The organism is Spirosoma flavum (assembly GCF_042686045.1).
Taxonomy (GTDB): Bacteria; Bacteroidota; Bacteroidia; order Cytophagales; family Spirosomataceae; genus Spirosoma; species Spirosoma flavum.
In genome coordinates, this window is record NZ_JBHUOM010000028.1 from 15933 (window position 1) to 40155 (window position 24223).

Sequence of the window (24223 nt, forward strand, 5' to 3'; positions counted from 1 at the left end):
TCACTGTAAGTATTATTCACAATGACATTGTTGTTAAGTTGGGTCGGAAGAGATTCGCGTAAGATTTCAAGTTTTTATATAGCAAGCGATAGTAGATATTCATGGGATTACCCTCTAAAATATGACTACGGTCGAAAAGTATTCGCTTTACAAAACTCCCCAGATATATTAGGTTACTGTGGCGATGTTGCTTATCCAACGTTAATTCTAAATCAAATTTTAGAAATGGATAGAAATGAAATTCTTTTCCCTAAACAATCTACAAATGTAGAGAGAAGTAAAATATTGTATAAAGAAATCATTAATAAATTTGTAGATTATCCATCGAATGTAATTATGAGAAATTCTCTTGAAATAATTCACGTTTCAAGAGATGAAGAGACTAATTTCATTTGCAACGTATATAAATGGACTAAAAAAAATGGATGGGAAATTATTGAACAAAAAATTCCTGATAGTTCAGATAAAGTTATTATACTTGGTAGTGGTCATAAAGAGTTTTATGAAAGATATTTAGAATATTATAATGGCTTAAATGGAAAAACAAGTAGAGCGCTATTTCAATGTCTTTGTCATACGCTTTTAAAAATAAAAGATTTACAATGTGGTGGACCGCCCCAATTAGTTGGACTGTATAACAAGTTTAATGGGAAGAATTTCGGTGTGATTTATGAAAATAAAAGATATTTTTTAGGGAAAGAGGTAGAAGCAAATGAATTTATTAATAACATTGAATGGAGAAATGAACTATTTGAGAGGTTTAATGGTCTAACAATGAAGATATTAAGTGGTGCTCAACGTCAGCCGAATGAGTTGAAGCCATAAAGAGGCGATTCCCCTTACTCTCCACTTTTATAGTATGCCTAACACGGGGGTGGCTAGTGCCTGAGTGACTCGGCGAAATTAAGTAGCCGATCACTTGTTGGGGTTTTAAGTTGTAGATGCATTAATCTAAAAGTAGCTATCAGCTTAATTTATAGCAATGCAATACTACTTCGGAGAGTAGTTCATTTGCATTCAATAAGGCAAAAAATTATAGCATCTGACCTCTTCCTCATTCTTTTCTGTAGAGCTGACTTATGTTAATTATGACTGATAAGGACTATAGTGCTCCCCCAAAACTGGACAGTAGCGATAAGTGTAAATCAACTAACTTAGACCTACGAAATGTCCAATTATGGCCAAATCAATCCGACGCGTCCACGACGCTCAATTCAAGACCAAAGTGGTTTTGGAAGCTCTCAAAGGGCACAAAACGCTGGCACAACTCAGCAGCGACTATGGCATTCATGCCACTCAAATAACCAGTTGGAAGCAGCAAGCCCTCCAGGGCTTACCCACCCTGTTCAGCGGCCAGTCGAACTCAAGCCTCTCCCCTCAGGATCGGGAAGAAATCGAAGCCCCTTTATTTCAGCAGATTGGACAACTCAAGGTCGAGAACGATTATCTCAAAAAAAAATTACGGACGAGTTAACCAAGGATCGGCGGTATTTGATTGATCCGACTCATCCTCAGTTAAGCCTTACTCAACAATGTGAGTTGCTAGGGATATCCCGCTCAACTTACTATTACCAGTCCATTGGTGAGTCGGCTGAAAATTTGGCCTTGATGTTACAGATTGATAAGCTCTTTACGGCTCGACCAGAGTTGGGCGTTCGACGTATGCACCAAGAGTTGACTGCTCCTGACAGTCCTTTAAATCTTAAGCGGATACGTCGCTTGATGCGCTTAATGGGATTAGAAGCTGTTTATCCCAAACCCAATTTATCCAAACCCAACCACGAACATAAAATCTACCCCTATCTGTTGCGAGGAGTAACCATCGAATGTGCCGATCATGTCTGGTCGACTGATATCACGTACATTCCCATGAAGAGCGGATTTCTTTATCTGTGTGCCGTTATGGATTGGTATAGCCGCTTTGTATTGAGTTGGCAGGTATCGAACACGTTGCTAATTGATTTTTGCCTGGATACTTTACAACAGGCACTAGGCCGATGGGGTAAGCCTCGTATTTTCAATACGGATCAAGGCAGTCAGTTTACCAGTCCACGCTTTTTAACTATCTTGGACAAGGCTGATATACAGATCAGTATGGATGGAAAAGGGCGAGCCTTAGATAATATTTTTGTTGAACGACTATGGCGGACCGTGAAATACGAGCACGTATATTTACACTCTTACTCCGATGGTTTGGCTTTAAATCGAGGCTTGACAGAGTACTTTCATTTTTACAATTATCAGCGTAAACACCAATCGTTGGATTATCAAACTCCGGCAGAATGGTATATAAGAGGGAAGAAAAATACAACATCGTCGCCAAGCGATATCATCTTAAGCTAGTTCAAAAGCTGTCCAAGATTTGGGGAGCACTGTAATCCCTCGACCTTCAGAAGGCAGGATGCTAACTACCGACTATATTAAGGCTAATCTGAAATATGTAAATAACTATCAAGATGACTTTGCACAACGGTTATTTGAGTACTCAGAGTATAAATCTATTTCTGGGCAAACAACAGAAATTTCATTAGAATTTAGTAGCAAAGAGTGCAAATTAGCCATGAGTCATTCATTCATAAATAGAAATAGCCAAAGTTTCAAAGAGCTAATACAAGAGATTTATCAAACATTAAACTTTAATAAAGAATGATTATTTAGATTTACTTCAATTTATTAAACTTGAAGAAAGCTTTCCCACTGCTCTTCCTCTTTGATAGTTGGGACGAGTAGGTGTCTTTGCAGTTTGTACAAAACATGTCACTTGTACAACACTAATTATTGTTCGTTGTCAGCCCAAGGTATGTAGCAGTCGCTTTATTAAACAAAGCGAGGAAATTCTTTTGCCAAATTGTACATGACTAGGAATAATAGCAATCGTTCAGAAAAACCTAAAAAGAGCTTAAATCTCTGAACTATTAAATTGAACGGATTTATTGAACGCAAAAAGAGGCTAAAAACGCCTCTTCCCTCCTACCCTGTTGGCGTTCATTTAAACGTCCGATTCTTATCAGACCAAAACAATATTTATTATTGCAAAACTTTACGAATGGCGAACCCATTTGACCACTTATCCCTGATTGCTTACCCAACTGATGAAAAAAAAGGAATTACAGGGTGTAAAGGAAATTGCCCGCCGTGCTAACGTAGCGATTGCCACCGTTGACCGGGTGATTCATAACCGGACGGGCGTTTCGGCGAAAACACGGGAAAAAATCAACAAAATCATTGCCGAGCTTAACTACCAACCAAACTTATTAGCCCGCCAATTAGCATCCGGTAAGATTATTTCAATCGCCGTTTTGATTCCTTCCGTCACGGAGGAGACAGATTTCTGGGAGGCTCCTTTGCAGGGCATCCAGCAAGCCGAAGCCGAAATTAGATCGTATGGAATCAACATAAACCTGTTTTTTTTTGAGCTTAATAATCCTAACTCCTTTATTACGCAGGCTAATAAAATTCTGGATTCCACTGTCGATGGCATAGTTCTGGCCCCCTCATTTGTCGATGAAGCCCAGGAGTTCACCACTACCTGTCAGCAAAAAGGTATCCCATTTGTTTTTATAGATGCTGATATTCCTGGTCAAGAAAGCCTGTCCTATATTGGGCCTCCTTTGTTTCAAAGTGGTTATTTGGCTGGAAAGCTAAGCACCTACAAACTTCGGGAAGCTAGCAAATTGCTGGTTGTCAATATTGCTACGTCGCTGGATAGCTTTACCTATAAGCAGATCGAGGAAGGTTTTAGAACCTATTTTACGGATCATAAACTGAAGTACCCAATTCTGCGGGCCGATATTCAACAAACGGATTTTGCATCTATTGCGCACTACCTTCAAGAGTTATTCGATGCGAACACCGACATTGATGCGGTTTTTGTCAGCAACTCCCGGGTTTTCTCTGTCGCTCGCTTTCTGAATAGTCGACAGTCATTTCAAAAGCCTCTCCTAATTGGCTATGATTTTGTAAACGAAAACATACGCTATTTGGCCAATGGAACCATCGATTTTCTGATCTGCCACCAACCCAAAGACCAAGGTTATCGAAGCATTATGGCATTGTATCAGCATCTGGTTCTATTAGCTCCTATCGCCAAAGAATATTATATGCCAATCGACATTGTCACTCAAGAGAATCAAGCATTTTACCGAAATTGATTCTGGTAGGTTGTTGAATGCGTTTTTAGGATTAAATTTTCTGGCCCATTTTACCCCTAAATCCCCTGAAGGGGACTTTGCTCACACTCGAAAAAAGTCCCCTTCAGGGGATTTAGGGGTTAGGCTGATTAAACGCGTTAAGCCGAAATTTTAAAAGGCTTCATTTTGACTTTAGACAATAGATCATACCTACAGACCGTACGATCACAGAATTTTAATCAACTTTTTTCTTAAATTTCTTTCGGACTTCAGATTGTTTGTATATTTACGGGTACGTACCCGTAAATTAGGCGGGTTGCTATTTTTCAGCCCCCTCTTCTCTATGACCAGCTTGACTCACAACCGGCGAATTTTTCTACAAAAGGCTACATTGGGTGGCATTGCACTGGGTATTACACCATTTACCTGGCCTTTGGGTAACACAGTGGAGCCCGGAAAACGAGTGGGTATGATTGGTTTAGATACGTCCCACAGCGTAGCGTTCACCAAAGCGCTTAATGCTATTGATGCCAGCGCCAACTATGCCGGATATAAGGTTGTGGCCGCTTATCCTTACGGTAGTAAAACCATTGAAAGTAGCGCGAAACGAATCCCGGACTACACCAGCGAAGTCAAAAAACTGAATGTGGACGTAGTTGATACAATCGATGAACTACTCAAAAAAGTCGATGTAGTTTTGCTGGAAACGAATGACGGGCGGCTCCATCTTGAGCAGATATCGCAGGTACTTAAAGCGGGCAAGCGCGTATTTATCGACAAGCCAATTGCCGCGTCCCTCGCCGATGTACTGGCTATTTTCGATCTTTCCCAAAAATACAACGTTCCTATTTTCTCCGCGTCCTCCCTACGCTACATTAAAGGCATGGAAGGGATCGACAAAGAGCAGGTTCTAGGCGCCGATACGTTTAGCCCGGCCGTTCTGGAAAAAACGCATCCTGATCTGTTTTGGTATGGTGTTCACGGGGTTGAAACGCTGTATACGGCCATGGGAACCGGTTGTCGGCAGGTTGTACGGGTGCATACAGACGGAACCGATATTGTTGTTGGGAATTGGGCCGACGGCCGGGTTGGTACGTTCCGGGGTACACGTACGGGCAAACACGAATATGGTGGAACCGTCTATACGCAGGCCGGGAATACGAAGCTTGGCCCCTATGGGGGCTACGAGCCGCTGTTGAAAGAGATTATTACGTATTTCGAGACGGGAAAATCGCCAGTAACGCCGGAGGAAACCATCGAAATTTTTGCATTTATGGAAGCCGCCGATGAAAGCAAGCGCCGGAACGGAGCCGCCGTGACGTTGCAAAGTGTTATGGAAAAAGCAAAAAAGAAAGGAGCTGCCAAGTAATCAGGACCAACTCGTTTTATGCAGGCCGCAAGCAGTAACTCCCCCAAAACGCATAATCTCACAGCAAAGCGATATTATTCTGGCTTTGCTTTAGCCAGTGATGCCTATAATGCGATCGCTGCGGCCAGTGATGGAAAAATATATTACGTCCTATCGTCAGAATCGTATGAGCAGGGCGGACAAATGTACGTCTATGACCCAAAAAACGACGAAACCCAGTTTATAGCCGATCTCACTGGAGTGTGTGGGGAAGCGGATAAGAAAGCGATTCCACAAGGTAAAAGTCACGTTCGATTCTATGAATTTGAGGGAAAGCTCTACTTCGCTACTCATTGTAACATCTATGAAACAATTGATGGAATACCGGGCTTGCCTCAACACGTACCAGATGGCTTCACGACCTATCCAGGCGGACATATTTTGTCGTATGACTTGGCTACCGGCAAATTTCAGGACGTAGCAATTGCGCCCAATGGCGAAGGCGTTCTGACCTTGACGATCGACCGCGTCCGGGGTTATCTGTATGCCCTTACCTGGCCGCTGGGCAATTTGCTCCAGTACACAATAGCCACTCGCAACCTGCAACATATAGGATTAACCTGTGGTCGGGGTGAAGCGGGTACAGTTGGTGACGATTACCGGGTGATATGCCGATCCATGTTTGCCGCTCCCAGCGATGGAAAGCTATATCTGTCAACGGCTGAGGGCGATATTCTCACGTATTGCCCAGACACCAAAACTATTACTAAAGTAGACGGCCCGCATTTGCGCCTTGATTATTTGGGTCGGTATGATCCTACACGTCCGGGAAGCATGGCCTACAACTGGCGGAAAATAAGTTGGTCAGCGTCCGAAGAAGTGGCGTATGGTGTTCACGGCAATTCGGGCTATCTCTTTCGATTCGATCCTGGCCAATCGACACTTACGTTACTAGAACGAATTACCTCTGAGCCATCCAGGCGGAGTGGTATGTTCGATCAATTTCGGTACGGGTATCTGGGGTTTCAACTCGGACCGGACGATAACACGATTTATTACCTGACCGGCGGGCCCATTCCCGTTGATGAGAAACAACAAGAAGGCGAAGAGTCAACGATAAATGAGTCAGGAAGCCTACCGGAAAATCTTCATCTGGTTACGTACCATTTACCGACTTGCCAATACCAGGATCACGGCCCTATTTATTACGCCGACGGCACGCGACCATCACATGTCAACTCCATCGCTATCGGTGCCGATGGGACGATTTATGCGTTGGCCAGATTTTACCACGAAGGCCACTTGATTCAGGATTTGATAAAAATCCCTACTATCTTTTCCAGTCCATAATCCGCTCTGACAGCTTATAGTCCTCAACCTTTAACATCTCGATCAAGGTGAAAAAACTGACCAATGCTTCCGCCGACGATTCACGAAGAGACTTTATCCGGAAAACCATTGCGGGCACTACTGCTTTATCAGTAGGCGGGGTTTTACCGGGTTTCAGTGCCGCGAGTTACGCGCGTATTCTGGGGGCCAACGAAAAAGTACGGGTCGGCATCATGGGCGTCAATAGTCGTGGGCTGGCACTGGCAGGTAATTTCTCGCTCCAGCCGAACTGCGAAGTGATCTCCATTTCGGATGTCGATACGCGAGCCGCCGAAAAGTGCATTGCTACAGTTGAAGCCAATCAAAAATCAACGCCTAAAAATCAGCCCGATTTCCGGAAAGCGCTGGAAGATAAAGATATGGATGCGCTGGTTGTAGCCGCGCCCGATCATTGGCACGCGACCGCTGCGCTACTGGCCTCTAAAGCTGGGAAACACGTCTACCTCGAAAAGCCATGCAGCCACAATCCATACGAAGGTGAACTACTGGTTTCGGCTGTTAAAAAGTACAAAAATGTGATTCAGATGGGTAACCAGCGTCGATCGTGGCCCAACGTAGCGCTGGCTATTCAGGAGGTAAAAGCCGGTGTTATCGGTCGACCTTATTTCGCAAAAGGCTGGTATACCAACAACCGGGCGTCTATCGGTATCGGCAAAGAAACAGCCGTACCCACCTGGCTTGATTATGAGTTGTGGCAGGGCCCTGCTCCCCGGCGAGCCTTCAAAGACAACCTCATTCACTACAACTGGCACTGGTTCTGGCATTGGGGCACGGCCGAATCCTGCAACAACGGCACCCACATGCTCGACCTGATGCGTTGGGGTCTGGGCGTCGAATTTCCTACGAAAGTGACTTCTTCCGGCGGAAGATACCGGTATAAAGATGATTGGGAAACGCCCGACACGCAGGTAATCAACCTGGAGTTTGCTAATAATACCGCCATGACCTGGGAAGGCAGAAGCTGCAACGGACGTACCATCGAAGGCAACAGTGCCGGGGTTATGTTTTACGGCGAAACCGGTTCGCTGCTGATTGAATCAGGCAATTCGTATAAAATCTATGATCTGGAGAATAAACTCGTGAAAGAGGTGAAAAACGATCTTCAGATTGATCCTCGCAATCGGATGAATCCATCACAGACGCTGGATGCGATTCACATTCAGAACTTTTTTGATAGCATCAAAAAAGGAACAGCTCTTGCCTCCGATATTATTGGCGGTCACCAAAGTACACTGCTTTGTCAGTTGGGAAATATTGCTCAACGTACGGGCGCAACGCTCACCATCGACCCGACGAACGGACACATCAAAAATAATAAGGAAGCGGAAAAGCTTTGGCGACGGACGTATCAAGCGGGCTGGGAACCGACGGTCTGATCTGAACTACGCTTTACCTGATCATCAGCTATAAAAATGGGATTTTTAAAAGTAACAAACGGAACGCTCATTACGCCTTTTCGCTACATTAGGGGCGGCACCATCGTCATTCAGGATGGGATTATTCAGGGCGTTCATGAACGGGATATCGACGTTCCGGGAGCAACTGTTCTAGATGCACAGGGCAAGTTCGTAGCGCCCGGATTTGTTGACATTCACGTGCACGGCGGTGGCGGCTACGACTTTATGGATGGCACTGAGGAAGCATTTCTAAAAATTGCCGAATTACACGCCCAATATGGCACTACATCGCTGGTCCCGACTACCTTAACGGCCGAAAAAGAAGACCTGCTTCATACGCTGGATGTCTACGAACGGGCCAAACTGAAAAATAACCGGGGTGCAGCTTTTCTGGGTATCCATCTGGAAGGCCCCTACTTTGCCCTAAGCCAGCGGGGGGCACAGGACCCTCGCTACATCCGCAATCCTGACCCAGCCGAGTACGAAGAAATACTGGCCTATTCGTCGTCTATTGTTCGCTGGAGCGCTGCTCCGGAGCTAACCGGTGCCATAAAATTCGGTCAACGATTGCGCGAAAAAGGAATTCTGGCAGCTATTGCCCACACGGATGCGGTCTATGCCGACGTTCTCGAAGCTTATGAGAACGGATATACCCTAGCCACTCACCTGTATTCGGCCATGTCAGGCGTGACCCGCCGAAATGCGTTTCGGTATGCCGGAGCCATTGAGAGCGCCTTACTGCTGGATATGGATGTCGAGCTGATTACGGATGGTATTCACCTACCCCCGCCGTTGCTCAAACTGGTCTATAAAATTAAAGGCGCTGACCGGACAGCACTGATTACGGATGCGATGCGGGCAGCCGGTATGCCCGAAGGGGAAAGCATTTTAGGCTCCCGGACGAATGGTTTGCCGGTTCTGGTCGAAGATGGCGTTGCTAAACTGCTGGACCGCAGTTCGTTTGCTGGCAGTGTCGCCACCACCAACCAGCTCATTCGAAACATGGTCCAACTGGCCGACGTATCGCTCCTGGATGCGGTGCGGATGGCCAGCACAACGCCCGCCCGAATCATGGGCGTGGGCGCTCGGAAAGGTTCGTTGGTTGCCGGAAAGGATGCTGATCTGGTGATTTTCGACGAAAATATTAACATCGAGACGACGATTGTCAACGGCCAGATCATTTATGATAAGAAACAGATTGTAAATACCTTACAGGCTATTTGATCTCAGAATCAACGTTTTTTCTATGTCAATAATCTGAAAATTAAGGCCATGCCAACTCGAACTCTACCAGAAAACGCAATCAAAAATCAACACGACTCTGAGCGAAATAGTCCGTCAATGGCAATATCCAGTTCTCCCCGGTTGCTGTCACTTGATACGTTGCGGGGTTTTGATATGTTCTGGATTTCTGGTGGAGACAAATTGATGCACGTACTGGCTGACGTAACGGGCTGGGGTTGGTCGCTTGCACTTGCTGAACAGTTTACGCATGTTTATTGGAACGGCTTTCATGCCTACGATCTAATATTTCCGCTTTTCCTATTCTTGGCGGGTGTTTCTACACCTTTTTCGTTAGGAAGCCGACTTGAAAAAGGCGTAAACCCAAACCAGTTAATCCGGAAAGTCATCCAACGGGGCATTATTCTCGTTTTGCTGGGCATTCTATACAACAACGGTCTGTTCAAAACCGAATGGGCAAGTATGCGTTATCCAAGTGTGTTGGGTCGGATTGGACTGGCAGGGATGTTCGCGCAGATTATCTACCTGTATTTCTCCCGAAGAACTCAGTACATCTGGTTTGGCGGTCTACTCATTGGTTATTGGCTGATCATCCAATTTGTACCCGTACCCGGCTGCGGTGCTGGCTTGATTACACCAGAGTGCAACCCGGCAACCTATCTGGATAAAACGCTGCTGCCCGGACGGATGTACAACACGGTCTATGACCCCGTCGGAATTTTGTCGACACTACCAGCCATCTCGACAGGCTTGCTGGGTATTTTTGCTGGGAACCTCCTTCGGGCCAATGAACAGACGATGCCGAAATCCAGAAAGGCGGTTTGGCTTGCCCTCAGCGGCCTTGTCTGTTTAGGCGTAGCGCTTCTCTGGAACCTTGTTTTTCCCATTAACAAAATACTCTGGTCAAGTTCATTCGTACTGCTGACGGGTGGGTTTAGCCTGTTACTACTCGCTCTCTTTTACACAATAATCGATGTGCTCAACTGGCGACGCTGGACCTTCTTTTTTATTGTCATTGGCATGAATTCGATTGTCATTTACATGATTGGCAAATTCATTGATTTCCAATACACGACTAATGCCTTATTCGGTGGTCTCCTGAGTTTCTTCCCTGAACCTATACAGGCACTAGGATCGGTTGTAGCAACCATTGCGGTGCTGTGGGGATTTATGTATTTCCTGTATAAGCAGAAGCTATTCCTAAAATTGTGAGGACTAAAAATCAATTATTTGGCAATCAAAACCCCTAAATCCACTGAAGGGGGACTTTTTTCGAGTGTGAGCAAAGTCCCCTTCAATGGATTTAGGGGTTTTCAGACAGGTTCTAACAAAAAGAAATTATTCGCCATTGACCCGAAAAACAGAATTTTACCGAGACATAGACACCAAAACTTAGCTTCTAATTCTCCAAAAGTCATATAAAACAAAATAATTTTCTCATACTTTTTGTCAATCATTATTTTTTTCCTAATTTTCGGGTACGTACCCGTTGTCAATAACTGATCCCCCTTTTTAATGACTCCTCTTTTGATAGAAGCCTACTTTATTTAGATCACTTTTGTGGAAAATTGGATCGAATAATGATTTTTCTATTTTTTTGCCCGATTTACGGGTACGTACCCGTAAATCAAAAATGACGCTGAATTCACAACTACTGTACGCTTACTCATTAACCAATTGGCTCACTAACTAAAGTATCTATGAATCGAATAAGACTACTCATCATGGGTTTGCTCTGCCTCACATGCCTGATGGCGGAGGCCCAAACCAGGAAGTTATCCGGTAAGGTGCTGGATCCACAAAACACAGGCTTACCCGGCGCGTCAGTTCTAGTAAAAGGAACTACCGTTGGAACCGCCACCGATGCCAATGGGGAGTTCTCGATCAGCGCTCCGGCCAATGCTGTGCTGGTTGTTTCGTACACTGGCTATCTGGCAAAAGAAGTGTCCGTTGGGCGGGCAACATCCCTGAATATTACGCTGGATGAGTCGCCACAGATGCTGAGTGATGTCGTGGTCATCGGCTACGGCACGCAACGAAAAAGGGACCTGACCGGCGCGATTGCTTCCATTTCGCAGGCCGACGTAAAAAACCTGCCTATTGCCCGGGCTGATCAGATTTTACAGGGTCGTATCAGCGGTGTTCAGGTGACCCAGACCAATGCCGAGCCGGGTGGAAACATCAGTATCCGTATTCGGGGGACCAACTCGATCAATTCGGGCAACGAACCGCTCTTTGTTATTGACGGCTTTCCGGGTGCGGGCGATCTCAACTCCATTAACCCAAGCGATATCGAGTCGATGGAAGTACTGAAAGATGCCTCAGCTACGGCTATTTACGGAAGTAGAGGTGCCAATGGCGTCGTGATTGTGACCACTAAAAAAGGGTCGAGCAAGCAATCGTCCGTCAATTTCGAAGCGTATCATGGTTTGCAGACCGTGAGCAAGATGTACGAGATGATGAACGCCAAAGAGTTTGCTACGTATTTGAATGACGTTCAAACGCTTACCAACCGGGAAACACCCGCTTCGTCCAAAGCATTGCCCTACACCCAGGATCAGATTGCCGGGCTGGGCGAAGGTACAAATTGGCAGAAGCAAGTGCTTCGGTCGGCTCCAATCAGTAACTACCAGCTTAGTTTTCTTGGGGGTAATACCGATACGCGCTATAACCTGAGCATGAATTATTTTAACCAGCAGGGTATCGTTATTAACTCCGGCTTTCAACGTGGATCGATCCGGCTGAATCTGGACAAAAAGATAAGCAACAAAATCAACGTTGGTTTCACGTCGCAACTGACCCGCTCGGTTGAAAATCGGGCGCTGGTCAACACGGCGGGTTCTTCCGAAGCCGGTGGTGTCATTCTGGACGCGATGCGCTTTAATCCGGCATTGCCCGTTTACGACCAGACCGGCGCCTATACGTACCTCAATGGGCCATCAGGTTATGTGGAACTGGTTGGGAATCCAGTGGCTTACGCCAACAAAGTCAAAAACCAGTACAGTAATTTTCGGGGTCTACTGAATTTCTTCGGCGAGTATGAGATTGTGAAGGGATTAAAACTAAGAACCTCGGCCGGAACAGACTTCAACTATTCCAGCCTGGATTATTACCTACCCTCCGATATTTATGGTGGCTCGAACAGCAAAGGAACGGCAACCCGCACATCGGGAAGTCGGTATAGCTGGGTGAACGAAAATACGCTGACCTACGACCGGGAGTTCAACAAATCGCACGCGCTGACGCTGTTAGGCGGTCTTACCTTTCAGGAATTCAATTTCACCGACTTCGCTACGTCGAACAGTAACTTTTTCACCAATCTGCTGGAATCCGATAATATCGGCATTGGTGCCAATGTGTTGCCGCCAAGTTCGAGCCGGAGCAAAAACAACCTGATGTCGTATTTTGGCCGCGCCAACTACCGGTTCATGGACAAATACCTGTTCACGTTCACAATGCGTGCTGACGGTTCCTCACGCTTCGGTCCTAACAACAAATGGGGTTATTTTCCATCGGGAGCCTTCGCGTGGCGCGTCATTGATGAATCGTTCATGAAATCGGTTCCGGTCATTTCGGATTTGAAACTAAGAGCCAGCTACGGTGTTACGGGCAATCAGGAAATTGCCTCCTATTCATCCTTTGCCCGCTATACCAGCAATGCCTATACGCTGGGCGGTGCTACGCGGGTGATTGGTCTCTCGCCGAACAACATTCCAAACCCGGATATTAGCTGGGAATCCACGTCTTCGCTTGACTTTGGCATCGACCTAAGCGCTCTGAGCAACCGGATTACGCTTACCGCCGATTACTATTACAAACGAACCAAGGATCTGCTGCTCAACGTATCTGTTCCTGTTTCGTCAGGCTACAGCACAGTTCTGTTAAATGCGGGTGGTGTTGAGAATAAAGGGTTTGAATTGGGCATCAATAGCGTCAACATCAATTCAGGTCGCTTCAAGTGGACGACGGCGGCCAACATCTCGGCCAACCGGAATAAAGTAACCGATTTGAACGGTGAATATGAACGCTTTGTGGGTACATCAAGCAGTAGCATTTTCCCCAGCGCCAGCAACGGCGCCACCAGTTTATTACGCGTAGGTGAGCCAATCGGTGCTTTTTATGGGTACGTGTTTGACGGAATCTGGCAAACACAGGATGAAATCAGCGCCAGCAAGCGTACTGGTGTTCGTCCGGGCGATCCACGTTATGCCGATTTGAACGGCGACGGGCTAATCGATGCCAAGGACCGCACGATAATCGGGCAGGCACAACCCAAATTCATCTACGGGCTGACCAACAATCTCACCCTGGGCAACTTCAACCTGAACGTTTTCCTCCAAGGCGTTCAAGGCGATAACGTACTGAACATGAACCGCTACTACCTCGAAACAGGCGGCTACATTAATGGCAACAAGCTCCAGTCCCAGACGCAACGCTGGACGGGTCCCGGCACTAGCAACACCATTGCCAAAGCCAACAGCACCTTACGACGTGGCACAGGTATAACCAGCGATATTGTCGAAGATGGTAGCTTTTTACGGGTAAAAACGGTCTCCCTTTCATACACGGTCCCGAAAATTGCGGCCATTAGCAACGTAGTGAAAACAGCCAATATTTACGTGACGGCGCAGAACCTGTTCACGTTCACGAACTACTCAGGCTACGATCCGGAAGTCAATTCGTTTGGGGCGTCCAACCTAAGTCTGAACACTGATTTAAACGCTTATCCGAACGTACGAACCTTTACGGCCGGTATCCGGATTGGCCTTTAACCCACATACTAACCAAGAAAACCATGAAAAAAGGTATTCTGATCTTACTGGGAATAATCTCCCTGGCAATAGTTTCCTGCAAAGATTTTCTGAAGGAGGAACCCTACGATTTTGTTACCACCGATAACTTTTACAGCAGCGAAGCCGACGCAACGACGGCCCTGAATGGGGTTTTCAGTCTTATGCAAAACGGGCTTTATTATGCCCGTACCTTCTGGATTTTATCAGAGCTAACCGGCGATTTGATGAAGGTCGGCAATCCGCAGGCTGGTCGGCCAGAGCTGGATGAAATAAGTTACACCTCGACGAATGCGGAGATCAGCAACTGGTGGACTTATTCGTACCTGATGATTAACCGCGCTAACGATGTTATTGCCAACGTACCAGCCATCAACATGGACGCTGCCCGTCGCGCTAATATCGAAGGCAATGCCCGTTTTTTGCGTGCACTGGCTTATTTCGACCTCGTTCGTAGTTATGGCGACGTTCCCTTATTGACGAAACCAACCGGGGCCGATGGCAATACAAAACCGGCTCGCACACCCATTAAAGATGTTTACAAACAGATCATCGACGATTTGACATTCGCGGAAGCCAACTGTTTTCCTGAAACGAAGATTACGGCGGGTGAAAAAGGTCGCGTATCCAGCGGAGCAGCGGCTTCCCTATTGGCAAAGGTATATCTAACCCGAGCCGCGTCATCGGCCGTTGAAACGACGGATTACAAGTCAGCGCTGGACGCCACCAATCGGGTTATCATCTCAAAGGTGTACTCGTTGGTGCCTTACGCCAATGTGTTCGATGTAGCCACCGAAAATGGTGCGGAACATATCTTTTCGGTTCAGTTCGACCTGCCGCCGAATGGGGGCAATATTACGCCACGAATGCATTTGCCAACGTCCCTGGATGGTAATCAGGCGTTTTACGTGGAAGAATGGTTTTACAACTCCTTTGCCCCCGCCGACACGATCCGGAAAAACTGGACGATGACCAAGAAGGCAGGGACGCAGACACTGGCCAATGCCTATTACGTCAAGTTTCGCGACCCGTTGCGCCAGGGCAACAGCGCGCGGAACAATACCCTGATTCTGCGGTATGCCGACGTACTGTTGATGCAATCCGAAGCACTGAATCAATTGAACGCGAGCGACATAACTAAATTCGACGGTATCAATGCCGTGCGGACACGCGCTGGAATTAGCAAACTAAGTCTGACAACGACAGTTACCAAGGACGATTTTATTACCGCGTTGGTGAACGAGCGGGGTTGGGAATTTAGCGCGGAAGGACTTCGGCGATTTGACCTGATTCGACTGGGTCGGTATAAAGAGGTGCAGAAACGAGTGTATAATCGGACAATTGACGATAAATTCCTGCTCTATCCGATTCCACAAACAGAAATAACGCTGAATGGTAATCTGGTGCAAAATCCTAACTTTTAAGCTTTAGTAAACCAGACCCATTTTTTACTTAGAACACACTAGAATGAAGTCAACAATTGAGCAGGTGGATGCCCTGCACGTGTGCGTTTTTGAGACCCGTCAGGCGATGGGCGTTGCCGCGGGAAAGGATGTAACGGCTAAAATAAAGGAGTTATTAGCCGAAAAGGTGAGTCTTCGGATCGTATTTGCGGCAGCCCCTTCCCAGAATGAAATGCTGGATTTTCTGGCCAGCGCCGAAGGCATCGACTGGTCTCGAATCGACGTGTTTCACATGGACGAATACGTGGGCTTACCCGCAGATGCCACCGAGCGGTTTGCTTATTTTCTGACCAAGAAATTATTTGCAAAAATCTCACCCCGTACAATCAATTTAATCGACGATTCGGAGGGTGCGGATGTCGCTTGCCTGCGATACAAACAGTTGCTTGAGCAAGGACCTATCGACATCGTTTGTTTGGGCATTGGTGAAAACGGCCACCTGGCGTTCAACGACCCTCCCGTTGCTGATTTCAATGACCCGGAACTCATAAAGCGCGTACAACTTGACGACATTTGCCGGCAACAACAAGTGAATGACGGCTGTTTTGCTACGTTCGACGACGTCCCCAAAGAAGCCCTGACGCTGACAATTCCTACGTTGCTTTCTGGTAATCATCTATTTTGTGTGGTTCCCGGCAAGACGAAGTATCAGGCTGTACAAGCGATGCTGAACGGGCCGATTACAACGGCTTGTCCGGCCTCCATCCTGCGTCAGCATCCAGATTGTACCTTGTACGTGGACACTGATTCTTACGGACAGTGGGATGAATAAAAGCTGGATAGCTTAGATTGTATCCACGGACTTCAGCCCGTGTTTGAGATGAAGTAAAACACGGGCTGGAGTCCGTGGATACAACTAAACTCGCAGGATTGAACAGACAAATTTGTCTTTCTCGCATCGACTATGGTTACATCAGACACACTAGACAATACCGCTGCCGCAAGGCAAAGCACAATTGGCCCAATCCTTATTATTGGCGTCATGTTTTTTGTGTTTGGCTTTGTTACCTGGATCAACTCGATCCTAATTCCCTACTTTAAAATAGCGTGTGAACTAACTCATTTTCAGTCGTATCTGGTCGCCTTTGCATTCTACATTTCCTATCTGGTGATGTCGATGCCCGCGTCTATACTGCTGAAAAAAGTGGGTTTCAAACGAGGGATGATGGTCGGCTTTTTCATTATGTCATTCGGCGCGCTGCTCTTTGTCCCGGCGGCTTACACCCGAACGTACGGTCTGTTTTTACTGGGCCTGTTCACCATCGGCACAGGGCTGGCTGTTCTCCAGACGGCATCGAATCCTTACGTGACCATTTTGGGTCCGATTGAGCGGGCGGCCCAGCGGATCAGTATCATGGGCATCTGTAATAAAACGGCGGGTATTGTTGCCCCCCTGCTGTTTGCTGCCGTGATCCTGAGAGCCTCCGATGCCGAACTATTCAAGCAACTGCCACTCTTGGCACCCGGCGACCGCAGCGTGGCCCTGGACGAGCTGATCCGGCGGGTTATAGTGCCATATGCCTGCGTAAGTGCTGTGTTGTTTGGGCTAGGTTTGTTCATCCGTTTTTCATCCCTGCCCGAGATTGACACTGAACACGAAAGCGAGGAAATTTTTGCCGCCAATTCGGATAAAACGAGTGTGCTGCAATTCCCTCATTTGGTACTGGGTGCGCTGGCGATTTTTTTTCACGTCGGGTCGCAGGTTATCGCAATTGACACCGTCATTGGTTATGCCAGTTCCATGGGTGTTTCGCTGCTGGAAGCCAAAGGATTTCCGTCGTACATTCTGTTTGCGACCATCTGTGGCTATATCATTGGCATTATCACCATCCCCCGTTTTATAAAGCAAGTCAACGCATTACGTATCTGTACGGTACTTGGTGTGCTATTTAGCCTTTGTATTCTGTTTGCGCCGGGAAACTTTTCCTTGTTTGGCCACCACATGCCGGTTTCATTCTGGTTTCTGGTGAGTTTAGGTTTGCCCAATTCGCTGGTGTGGGCGGGTATCTGGCCGCTGGCACTAGCCCGGCTGGGCCGTTTCACTAAAGCAGGTGGTTCACTGATGATTATGGGCCTCTGCGGGAACGCGATTATGCCGCTGGCCTATGGCTATTTTGCCGATAGTTTTTCCCTTCGGCAAGCCTACTGGATACTCCTCCCCTGTTATCTCTACCTGCTGTTTTATGCCGTGTATGGACACAAACTGAAAAGCTGGCGATAACTTTTTATCGAAACGAATTATGAGAAATCTCTTATTGGGGTTACTGTTTATGGCTCTGGCACTTAATCCGGCCTTGAGTCAACAGACGAGTCAGCCTGTCCCAAAAACCCCCGTAAAAGGCTTTCACCTCGATTTACGCATTCAGGTGATGACTATGCCTGCATTGAAAGAACTGGCGCAGAAATTGCAAAAGCAAGGCATCAATACGCTGATCATGGAATGGGAAGCCACGTATCCCTTCGAAAAGCACCTAATGATTCCCAACCGATACGCCTATAGCCGGTCGGAGGTAACGTCTTTTATTAAATACTGCAACAGCCTGAGCATCAATGTCATTCCGCTGCAACAGAGTTTTGGGCATGTCGAATACATTCTCCGCAACCCTCGGTATACTGCCTTACGGGAAGACCAAAAGGATTTTTCGCAGGTATGTCCCGTTGAAAGCGCGTTGAACAAAGCGTTGTTTACTGAGCTGTTCACTGATTTAGTATCCACGCATAGCTCGCCCTATTTTCACATCGGTGGCGACGAAACTTATTTACTTGGTCACTGCCACAAATGCCAGGCAAAAGTCGCCAAAGAAGGCAAATCTAAACTGTTTGTCGATCACATCAAGATGCTGTGCGACATTGTTACCAGTCTGGGGAAACGGCCTGTTCTCTGGGCCGACATCGCACTCAAACATCCCGAAGCACTCTCGCTCCTGCCGAAGGAAACCATTCTGGTCGACTGGAATTACGGCTGGGCCTTAAACCGGTTCGGTGACCCAAAAAAACTGGTCGAAACGGGCTTTGAAATCTGGGGAGCACCTGCGCTACGTAGCGGCCCCGACAACTACTTTGTCACCCAGTGGGAGAAGCACTTCAAAAACATTCGGGACTTTATTCCGATGACAAAACAATTGGGTTATCAGGGATTGGTGATGACTTCCTGGTCAACCTCGGGCCTGTACTCGCCCGTATTTGAATCCGGTTCCGATATCGTTGACTTGTACGCCATCCGGCACGTCTACCCCCTATCGGGTTTTAACATGCTTCTGGCGGCTTATGGAGAAAGCATAAAAACAACGCAACCGTTAGATATTCAGCAGTTTATCCAGACATACACCGGAAATACGTACGGTTTTACGAAAGATCAGGGTACGAAGTTCTGGCAAGCGTTGATAACCGCCCCCTATGAAGTAAAGCAGGGCCAGGTAGCCTCGCCCAAGCCAATGACAATCCAGACATTAATGGACAGCACTCGATTGGCCGCTAAAACGCTGCATGCGTTAACGCCGTCCAAAAACAAAGACGAGTTTGAGCAATACCGGCTCATGACCGACATTCGGCTGGAATATCTGACCTACCAATTAATTGAGAGTGAGGTGAATGACGAACGTTTTAGAACCGCACAAATCCCGGCGACATTAAGCCGATTAAAAACCTTGATGGCTGATTCAGAGAAAATAAGCAGCCGATTCACATCGCTGAACAAGGCGTATTACCACCCGGCAGAACTCGATCAGGAAACCTACTGGCGAACCATTAAGCCGCGCCTTTTATACGAACGTCTGGCGAAAACGAAGAGCCTGACGCCAACTGATTTTCCCCAAAACAATGGCAAATAATACCACTTCCCGCCGTCACTTTGTCGCAACAAGTGTAACTGCCCTAACCGGATTAGCCGTTGTCGGCTCGTCGGCATGGGCAAAACCTGTTTCTAAAGCCGATGTCATCCGACTGGGTATGATCGGAACCGGAGCCAGAGGGGCTGGGCTGGCAACACTCATCCAGAAAATGCCTGGAATCGAGCTGGTGGCCTGCTGCGATACCATTCCCGAGCACCTGCAAAAAGGCATGAGCCTGGCCGTAAAAGGAGCCAAAGCGTATACGGATTACCGCCAGCTACTCGAAGACAAGAGCATTGATGCCGTCATCATTGCGACTCCACTTTATTTGCATTACCCAATGGCGGTGGCTGCATTGCAAGCCGAAAAGCACGTTTATTTGGAAAAATCCATGACGTTCGACATTCCGCAAGCCATTGATCTGGTAAAGAAAGTACGCGAATCTAATCTTGTTTTTCAGGTCGGTTATCAGTACCGCTACTATGGCCTGTACCATCGGGTAAAGGAAGTGATCAACCAGAACTGGCTGGGCAAAATCACCCATTTTGAGTGCCAGTATAACCGAAACTCCAACTGGCGTTTTCCGGTAAGCGATCCCAAACTGGAACGGGCCATCAACTGGCGTATGCACCGGGAGTACTGTGGTGGTCCTTTGTCGGAATTGTGTGCGCACGAAATCGATGTCGTGAATTTTATGCTGAATGCCCATCCCACGAAAGTTATCGGGCTGGGCGGCATCAACTACTGGAAAGACGGCCGTGATACGTTCGACAACATCCGAACAGTTTACGATTACCCAAATGGGGTAAAAGCCAGCGTGACGTCGGTGCTGTCCAACGCCTACAACGGCTATAGTATTCGGATTCTGGGCGACAAAGCCACCGTTGAAATCCTGCGCGATAAAGCCTTCATTTACGCCGAATCGACCAACAATGCCAAAGGCACCGTGGATGGTGTAACGGGGGCAACGCTGGCTGTAACCACGCAGGGGAAAGGTGTTGAACTGGAATTTGGCAAGCCGGGCGAAGAAAAACTGGAACCTACAACCTACGCGTTACAGGACTTTTTTAGCTGTATCAAAACGAAAAAGCAGCCTATCTCCAATGTCGAAACGGGCCGGGATGGCTCCATTTCCATTCACATGGGCAATGCCGCTGCGGATACTGAAACCGTTCAGTTCTGGAAGCCGGAATATTCTGTATAAACCCTCTTCATTCGACAGCACATGGCAATACAACCCGAAAACGAATCAATGGAAACCAGACCGTCTACCGACCGACCGTCCGGCAACAAACTGCTGAAATGGCTGGCCTCACTGGGTCCCGGCATCATTACAGCGGCACTGGTTTTTGGTCCCAGCAAGATTACCATAACATCCAAAATGGGTGCGGAATACGGGTATTCACTGCTCTGGATTGTTGTGGTGGCTATCTTCTTTATGGCGGTTTTTACGGCGATGGCCGCCCGTATTGGCCTGGCTACCCAACAGTCATTTCTGAGTACCATTCGGGAACGGTGGGGAAATGGCGCGTCTATCGGGTTGGGGATTGGTGTATTTCTGGTTACTACGTCGTTTCAGGCGGGCAACTCCATTGGCGTGGGTATCGCACTGGCCGAAGCAACGCAAACATCGACAAAGCCCTGGATTATTCTGTTTAACGTCATTGCCATTGGGCTGCTCTTTTTCCGGACCTTCTATAAAGTGCTGGAAAAGCTCATGATTACGCTCATTAGCCTGATGCTGTTTGCCTTCGTGATTACGCTGTTTCTGGCCAAACCCGATTTCGCCAAGGTGGCTATGGGCTTTGTTCCGTCGCTTCCAACAGGCTCGCGGGGGCTCACCATCGCATTCGTTGCCTCTACATTTTCCATCGTCGGCGCGTTGTATCAGTCCTATTTGGTGCAGGAGCGTCGACGGGCCAATCCGGGCCTGGTACAGAAAAGCAATGCCAGCCGCATTGGAATTGTGCTTCTGGGCATTCTGAGCGCCATTGTCATGATCTGTGGAGCTGCGATTCTGAATCCTCAGGGTATCAAGGTTGTTAGTGCAACCGACATGGCCAAAGCGCTGGAACCACTTTTCGGGCACATGTCGTCCAACTTATTTCTGGCCGGCTTATTTGGTGCTTCGTTCTCGGCACTAATTGGCAATGCTACGTTGGGTGGAACGCTGCTGGGCGATGCGCTTGGTTACGGAAGCCAGCTAAACACCAAAACCGTTCGTGGACTGATTTCGCTGATCATGATCATTGGCGCAGCCATTGCGTTGTCGTTCGGCAAACTACCCCTTGAGTTAATCATTCTAGCTCAGAGTGTTACGATTCTCATTGTCCCCTTCATTGGCCTGGCCATGTACGTCATCGCCAATGATGCACACATTATGGGCCAATATCGCAACACCATCTTGACTAGAATAGTAGGTGGATTAGGACTATTGTTGATTATCGGTCTGGCCATCAGCAACGTCAACGAATTATTTTTCAAGTGAAAGAAACTAAACCCTCATGTTTATGACTGATTTACAAGCACTCGAACAGGAATTAATCAAACCGTCGGCAACGTTAATTGCCGATTTGTACGAAATTGATGGCGACATCATCATCCTGGGTGTTGGTGGTAAAATGGGGCCGAGTTTGGCACGACTGGCGAAGGCCGCGATCAATCAGGCGGGTATTCAGAAACGTGTAATTGGCGTATCGCGCTTCTCGGATAAACAAGTGCAGGGCGAACTCGAAGCCGACGGTATCGAAACCATTTCGGCGGATTTACTCAACGAAGCGGACTTAGCCGCGCTGCCCGATGTAGCGAACGTACTATATCTGGCCGGAACCAAGTTTGGCACGACGGGCAAAGAAGCCTTCACGTGGGCCATGAATGCCTACCTACCGGGTCGCGTAGCGGAGAAATACAAAAACTCACGCATTGTCGCTTTCTCAACGGGAAACGTGTATCCATTCACGTCAGTAACGTCTGGTGGCGCAACCGAAAATACATCCCCCGAACCCATTGGCGAATATGGTCAGTCATGTCTGGGACGTGAGCGGGTATTTCAGTACTTCTCGGAGACGTACAGCATTCCAACACTGATTTACCGGCTGAACTACGCCATTGATTTACGCTACGGTGTATTGCTGGAAATAGCCAAATCAGTTATCGCCGGTAAACCGATTGATTTAAAAATGGGCAACGTAAACGTCATCTGGCAGGGCGACGCCAACGAGATTGCGATTCGGTCGTTACGTCATTGCAGTACACCCGCTAAACTCCTGAACGTCACCGGACCGGAAACCGTCTCAATCCAGTGGGTAGCTGAACAGTTCGGTCGTTTGCTGGACAAAACGCCGGTATTCGTTAACGAACCCCATCCCACAGCTCTCCTGAGCAATGCTTCTGAAGCGCACCGTTTATTTGGTTATCCCCGCGTTACGTTGCGCCAGATGATGGAGTTAACGGTTGCCTGGCTACAGGGCGGAGGAAAACTATTGAGCAAACCAACCCATTTTCAAGAACGAAACGGCAAGTTTTAACCAATGAAATCAATTGCATTACGTCCCGACATTCATTCGTTGTTACAGGCCGGTACCGTTATTCCGGCTCACCCGCTTGCACTGAATCAACAGCGCCAGTTAGACGAGGCTCGCCAACGAAATCTGACGCGTTATTACATGGCCAGCGAGGCCGGTGGCGTCGCGGTGGGTGTACATACAACCCAGTTTGCCATCCGCGACCCGGAGATTAATCTCTACGAAACCGTCCTTCGGCTGGCCGCTGAAGAAGTTGATTCGGCCCAGCTCAATCGCCCGTTTATCAAGGTAGCTGGTATTTGCGGCCCAACGGATCAGGCACTTTATGAAGCTAATCTGGCCGTTCAGTACGGCTATGATCTGGGTTTACTGAGCATGGGTGGCTTGCATGGCTGGACCGAAGCGGCCATTCTGGACCGGGTTCGGGCCGTAGCCGACGTCATTCCTGTTTTTGGATTTTACTTACAACCATCCGTGGGCGGACAAATCTTTAGCTACGAATTTTGGCAGCAGTTTGCCGAAATACCCAATGTGCAGGCGATTAAAGTGGCGGCCTTTAACCGCTATCAAACCCTGGATGTTATGCGCGCAGTTTGCCATTCCAGCCGCCGGGAGGTAATTGCGCTCTACACGGGCAATGACGATAACATCATTGCCGACCTACTCACTACATATCGCTTTACTATAAATGGACAAGCTGTCGAGAAAAAATTCGTCGGTGGACTACTCGGCCACTGGGCGGTATGGACACAAAAAGCGGTTGAGTTGCTAGCCGAAATCAAAGCCTGCCTCAGTCAGGGGCATGCCGGTTTGGACCAGCTATTGACCCGCAACGTTGACGTGACGGATTCAAATGCGGCTTTCTTCGACCCAGCTCATGCCTTTCACGGATGCATTCCGGGCATTCACGAAGTGCTACGTCGTCAGGGATTGCTGGAAGGGCGATGGTGCCTCGACCCAACCGAGGAATTGTCGCCGAGGCAACTGGAAGAAATTGACCGCGTCTATGCCATGTATCCGTACCTGAATGACGATCAGTTTGTTGCGGAGTTTTTACATACGCAGCAGAAGCTTGAACTAAATGTTGTCTAAAAACCCCTAAATCCCCTG

General features: G+C 47.7%; 17 protein-coding genes. All 17 read left to right on the forward strand.

Annotated elements, in window-relative coordinates; translation table 11 throughout:
* Positions 1 to 21 precede the first annotated feature (21 nt).
* Complete coding sequence (locus tag ACFS25_RS26935) at positions 22 to 825, forward strand: hypothetical protein (protein WP_381507499.1); 804 nt, start codon at positions 22 to 24, stop codon at positions 823 to 825.
* A gap of 352 nt (positions 826 to 1177) precedes the next feature.
* Positions 1178 to 2343, forward strand: a protein-coding gene (locus tag ACFS25_RS26940; RefSeq protein WP_381507502.1) for an IS3 family transposase whose coding sequence is annotated in 2 segments (ribosomal slippage) — positions 1178 to 1472 and positions 1472 to 2343 — 1167 coding nt in all. Because the reading frame shifts where the segments join, the coding sequence is not laid out codon by codon here.
* A gap of 749 nt (positions 2344 to 3092) precedes the next feature.
* Positions 3093 to 4151: a LacI family DNA-binding transcriptional regulator gene (locus tag ACFS25_RS26945; RefSeq protein WP_381507504.1), complete on the forward strand. Its 1059-nt coding sequence runs from the start codon at positions 3093 to 3095 to the stop codon at positions 4149 to 4151.
* Between the two features lie 322 nt (positions 4152 to 4473).
* The gene (locus ACFS25_RS26950) at positions 4474 to 5499 is read left to right on the forward strand and encodes a Gfo/Idh/MocA family protein (protein ID WP_381507506.1); all 1026 of its coding nucleotides are present in this window, start codon (positions 4474 to 4476) and stop codon (positions 5497 to 5499) included.
* An 18-nt stretch (positions 5500 to 5517) separates the two neighbouring features.
* Positions 5518 to 6828, forward strand: a complete 1311-nt coding sequence (locus tag ACFS25_RS26955) for an NHL repeat-containing protein (protein ID WP_381507509.1) — start codon at positions 5518 to 5520, stop codon at positions 6826 to 6828.
* A 47-nt stretch (positions 6829 to 6875) separates the two neighbouring features.
* Positions 6876 to 8243, forward strand: coding sequence for a Gfo/Idh/MocA family protein (locus ACFS25_RS26960; RefSeq protein ID WP_381507511.1), 1368 nt, complete (start codon positions 6876 to 6878; stop codon positions 8241 to 8243).
* Positions 8244 to 8279: 36 nt separating this feature from the next.
* On the forward strand, positions 8280 to 9488 hold the full coding sequence (gene nagA, locus ACFS25_RS26965; protein ID WP_381507514.1) for an N-acetylglucosamine-6-phosphate deacetylase: 1209 nt from the start codon (positions 8280 to 8282) through the stop codon (positions 9486 to 9488).
* Positions 9489 to 9536: 48 nt separating this feature from the next.
* A complete protein-coding gene (locus ACFS25_RS26970; protein WP_381507518.1) occupies positions 9537 to 10718 on the forward strand; it encodes an acyltransferase family protein in 1182 nt (393 codons plus the stop codon).
* A gap of 488 nt (positions 10719 to 11206) precedes the next feature.
* Complete coding sequence (locus ACFS25_RS26975; RefSeq protein ID WP_381507519.1) at positions 11207 to 14278, forward strand: SusC/RagA family TonB-linked outer membrane protein; 3072 nt, start codon at positions 11207 to 11209, stop codon at positions 14276 to 14278.
* 23 nt (positions 14279 to 14301) lie between these two features.
* Positions 14302 to 15720, forward strand: a complete 1419-nt coding sequence (locus ACFS25_RS26980) for a RagB/SusD family nutrient uptake outer membrane protein (protein ID WP_381507521.1) — start codon at positions 14302 to 14304, stop codon at positions 15718 to 15720.
* A 43-nt stretch (positions 15721 to 15763) separates the two neighbouring features.
* Complete coding sequence (locus ACFS25_RS26985) at positions 15764 to 16531, forward strand: glucosamine-6-phosphate deaminase (RefSeq protein WP_381507522.1); 768 nt, start codon at positions 15764 to 15766, stop codon at positions 16529 to 16531.
* A 132-nt stretch (positions 16532 to 16663) separates the two neighbouring features.
* Positions 16664 to 17980 carry a sugar MFS transporter gene (locus tag ACFS25_RS26990; protein WP_381507524.1) on the forward strand — a complete coding sequence of 439 codons (1317 nt, stop codon included), beginning with the start codon at positions 16664 to 16666 and terminating at the stop codon, positions 17978 to 17980.
* 19 nt (positions 17981 to 17999) lie between these two features.
* Complete coding sequence (locus ACFS25_RS26995) at positions 18000 to 19589, forward strand: beta-N-acetylhexosaminidase (RefSeq protein WP_381507527.1); 1590 nt, start codon at positions 18000 to 18002, stop codon at positions 19587 to 19589.
* The gene (locus ACFS25_RS27000; protein WP_381507530.1) at positions 19579 to 20793 is read left to right on the forward strand and encodes a Gfo/Idh/MocA family protein; all 1215 of its coding nucleotides are present in this window, start codon (positions 19579 to 19581) and stop codon (positions 20791 to 20793) included. Before ACFS25_RS26995 ends, ACFS25_RS27000 begins: the two co-directional genes overlap by 11 nt.
* A 21-nt stretch (positions 20794 to 20814) precedes the next feature.
* Positions 20815 to 22077, forward strand: coding sequence for an Nramp family divalent metal transporter (locus ACFS25_RS27005; RefSeq protein WP_381507532.1), 1263 nt, complete (start codon positions 20815 to 20817; stop codon positions 22075 to 22077).
* 22 nt (positions 22078 to 22099) lie between these two features.
* Entirely contained in the window at positions 22100 to 23116 is a 1017-nt protein-coding gene (locus tag ACFS25_RS27010) for an NAD-dependent epimerase/dehydratase family protein (RefSeq protein WP_381507533.1), read from the forward strand.
* A gap of 3 nt (positions 23117 to 23119) precedes the next feature.
* On the forward strand, positions 23120 to 24205 hold the full coding sequence (locus tag ACFS25_RS27015) for a dihydrodipicolinate synthase family protein (RefSeq protein WP_381507535.1): 1086 nt from the start codon (positions 23120 to 23122) through the stop codon (positions 24203 to 24205).
* Positions 24206 to 24223 lie beyond the last annotated feature (18 nt).